This window comes from Actinoplanes sp. NPDC049802, from assembly GCF_040656595.1.
Lineage (GTDB): Bacteria > Actinomycetota > Actinomycetes > Mycobacteriales > Micromonosporaceae > Actinoplanes.
The window spans coordinates 1-3,838 of the sequence record NZ_JBFAMR010000162.1 but is presented as its reverse complement, the minus strand read 5'-3'; the positions used below and the strand labels follow the sequence as shown (position 1 = coordinate 3,838).

The 3,838-nt window shown below is 66.8% G+C and carries 2 protein-coding genes and 1 pseudogene; all 3 read left to right on the top strand.

Going from position 1 to position 3,838, the window contains the following annotated elements; translation table 11 throughout:
* Positions 1-1,817: potassium transporter TrkG (locus AB0I88_RS41050; protein WP_361037680.1), on the top strand; the 1,817-nt coding region annotated here is incomplete at its 5' end.
* On the top strand, positions 1,810-2,478 hold the full coding sequence (locus AB0I88_RS41045) for a TrkA family potassium uptake protein (protein WP_361037678.1): 669 nt from the start codon (positions 1,810-1,812) through the stop codon (positions 2,476-2,478). The genes AB0I88_RS41050 and AB0I88_RS41045, both read left to right, overlap by 8 nt.
* Before the next feature lie 161 nt (positions 2,479-2,639).
* Positions 2,640-3,271, top strand: a pseudogene (locus AB0I88_RS41040) (potassium channel family protein); the annotation flags it as partial.
* Positions 3,272-3,838 lie beyond the last annotated feature (567 nt).

Here is a 3,838-nt window from a genome sequence, read left to right as displayed (position 1 = left end):
CGTCAACTCATCCAACGAGCCCGCACCCTCTACCGCTGGGACACCCGGCCGACAACCCGCCGACTCAAGTAACGCCTATCGCCGGTCGCTCTAAGAAACGTGCGCCTCGGCGAGAGCGGGCGTGCTCGTACGGTGACTGCCGAGCGTTCCACGTGATGAGGCGATGCGGGGGGATGGGCGACCGGTCGGGTTGGCCTGATCGCCGGTGGGTGGGCGGGACGTGTCGGTGCCGCGGTGGCATGGATCATGTGTGGATGGATTCCACCGCGGGCCAGCTGCTGTTGGGCGTGCTGCTGATCGTGTGCATGTTCCTTGCCTTGGGTCTCGGTGTCGCGCTGTTGCTCTGGACGCCGTTGAACGGCCCGGGGCACGCCAGGACGTCGTGGCGGTGGCCCGGTCGGGCCGGTCACCGGGTCCAGGCCGGGTGGCGGGCGGTGTGGGCAGTGGCGCGGCGGTGGCGGGTACCGGGTTGGGCCACGGCGTGGCTGGCACACAGCGTTCGGCATCCGGCACGGTTGGTGGTGCTCGGGTTCGCCGCTGCGGTGGTGGTGGGCGCCGGGTTGCTGGCCCTGCCGCTCGCTACGGAGAGCGGCCATCGCGCCGGCGTGGTGACCGCCTTGTTCACGGCGACATCGGCGGTGTGTGTGACGGGGCTGGTGGTGGTGGACACCGGCACGTACTGGTCGGCTTTCGGTGAGGCGGTGATCCTGGGTCTGATCCAGGTCGGAGGGTTCGGGATCATGACCCTCGCGGCGCTGCTCGGCCTGCTGGTCGCTCGCCGGTTACGGATGCGGCTGCAGTTGGGCACTCAGGTCGAGACCAAGTCGATGGGCGTCGGTGAGGTCCGCCGGGTGGTGCTGGGGGTGCTGCGCATCAGTGTGCTGGTCGAGCTGCTCGTGGCGGTGGCGCTGACCTGGCGGTTCGCTGACGGCTACGGCTACGGCTGGCCACGGGCAACGTATCTGGGGGTCTTCCACGCGGTGTCGGCGTTCAACAACGCCGGGTTCGGTCTCTACCCGGATTCGCTGATGGGTTTTGTCGGTGACCCGCTGATCTGTCTGCCGATCGTGGCCGCGATCATCATCGGCGGACTCGGGTTCCCGGTGCTGTTCGAGTTGCGTCGTGAGCTGCGTACTCCGCGCCGGTGGTCGCTGCATACGAAGATCACTGTCGCGATGACGGTGGTGCTGCTGGTCGGTGGCTTCGTGGCGATCACCGTCAGCGAGTGGTCCAACCCGGGCACGCTCGGCGCCCTCGGCGTGGCCGGGAAGCTGCTGGCCGGGTTCGTCACCGCGGTGATGCCGCGTACCGCCGGATTCAACAGCCTGGATGTGGCGCAGTTCAACGACGTCACTCTGGTGGTCCACAACGTACTGATGTTCATCGGCGGCGGCAGCGCCGGCACGGCGGGCGGGATCAAGGTGACCACGTTCGCGCTGCTGGGGTTTGTGATCATGGCCGAGATCCGGGGTGAGCCGAGCGTGCACGCCCTTGGCCGGAAGCTGCCTGCCGGGGTGCAACGTCAGGCGCTGACCATCGCGTTGCTCGGCGTCGCCGCCGTCGCTACCTCGACCATGGCGTTGCTGGTGCTGACCCCGTTCCGGCTGGATCAGGTGCTGTTCGAGGTGACATCAGCGTTCGGGACCGTCGGGCTGTCTACCGGCATCACATCGCAGGTCGGTACAGCAGGGCATGTCATCCTGATCGTGCTGATGTTCATCGGCCGGCTCGGGCCGATCACCGCCGCGGCCGCCTTGGCGCTGCGGGAACGGACCCGCCGCTACGAGCGACCTGAGGAGCGACCCATCGTTGGCTAAGAAATCCGCCACCAGCAATCGCATCGCCGTGCTCGGCCTGGGCCGCTTCGGCAGCTCTCTGGCCCTGGAATTGATGCGCCAGGGCTGGGAGGTCGTCGGCATCGACTCCAGCACGTCGGTGGTGCAGAGCTACGCCGACCAGCTCACTCACGCCGCGGTGGCCAACACCACCGACGAACTGGTGCTGCGCCAGCTCGGCGTTCACGAGTTCGCGCACGCCGTCGTCGGGATCGGCACCGATCTGGAAGCCAGCATCCTGACCACCGGGCTGCTCGCTGATCTCGGCATCCCCAACATCTGGGCCAAGGCCATCAACCGCCAGCACGCCAGCATCCTGCGACGTGTCGGCGCCCATCACGTGGTGCTGCCCGAACACGAGATGGGCGAACGCGTCGCGCATCTGGTCACCGGGCACATCCTCAACTTCATCGAGTTCGAGGACGACTACGCCATCGCCAAGACCCGCGCCCCAGAGGAGACCTTCGCCAAGACCCTCGCCGACGCGGCACTGCGCTCCAAGTACGGGATCACCGTCGTATCGATCAAACGACCGGGTGAGGACTTCACGTACGCCACCGCCGACACCACCGTCTACGCCGGCGACATCCTCATCGTCGCCGGCAAGACCCGCCACGTCGAAGCCTTCGCCAACCTCACCTGACATCCCTCGACTCCTTGATTACCGCTGGAAAGCGGTGGGGCCACGGCGGCGGCGATGAGCATGACAGACGATGGAGGTCAAGGTGACGACCGTGCAGGCAGGCTGGCCGTGATCGTTCTTCCCGGGCCCGGCAGGGATCGCTGCGCGCGCTGGCCGTGCGGATGGCCGCCGCCGTGGCGCTCGTGGTGGTGACCGTCGCGGTGATCTGCCTTGACCGCGACGCCAACGAGGGCGGGCTGACCCTGTTGGACTGCTTCTACTACACCGTGGTGTCACTGTCCACGACCGGGTATGGCGACATCACGCCGGTGACCGATCAGGCCCGGCTGATCAACGTCGTGTTCATCACCCCCGCCCGGGTGGTGTTCCTGATCATCCTGGTCGGCACGACCCTGGAAGTACTGACCGACCAGTACCGCAACAACCTGCGGGTCGGCCGGTGGAGGAGAAGATTGCGAGACCACGGGATCGTCTGCGGGTACGGCACCAAGGGACGCTCCGCCGTCAGCGCCCTGCTGGAGAACGGGCACGACAAGTCACGCATCGTCCTGGTCGAGAACCGCGAGGCGGTGCTGCGGCAGGTCGCCATGGATGGGCTGGTCGCGGTCGAAGGGTCCGCCACCCGATCGGCGATTCTGCTGGAGGCCGATGTCAACAACGCCAGCTCGGTCATCATCGGCACCGACACCGACGAGGTGTCGGTACTGATCACTTTCACGTCCGGCAGTTGACGGCAGAGCAGGTCCGCATCATCGCCGTGGTGCGGGAACAGGAGAACGCCGCCCTGCTCAAGTAGAGCGGCGCTCACCACGTCATCGTCTCGGCCGCGACAGCCGGCATCGTACGGGCCGAGGCTCAGCGGTCGTCGTAGCCGCTACGGGCGGGGCGTACCGTGGAGTCTGGACAAAGGGCGGCACTTTGAGCGAGAAAGCCATCGACCCGGCGACCGAGACGTTTCTCACGTAGCGTACTCTGCAGTTCACCGTGGCCCACGAGTTGCTCGGGTCGGCAGCCGATGCGGAGCACGTGCCAGGAGATCTGGGCTCAGATGGGTCGGCGTCGACCTCGATCAGATACGTGATCAGCGTGCTTACCTGGCTCGCATCGCCACCCGGCAGGCTCTGACCCGCACAAGCTGACCCACATGCGGAAACATCGCTCACCCCCGGCCGATGACAAGCCCCTCACACGTCGGCGGCGGACACCGCAGCCCTGCCCGGCACCCGGTGGAGGTACCCCGTGAGGGTTCTGATCCTGACCATGGGTGGGCTTGACCCGTTTCGACGGACAGGGTCGATGAGTTGATCTTCAGGCTACCTTGAGCGCGGGTAGCAGGCTGATGACGGTGCCGCCTTCGTAA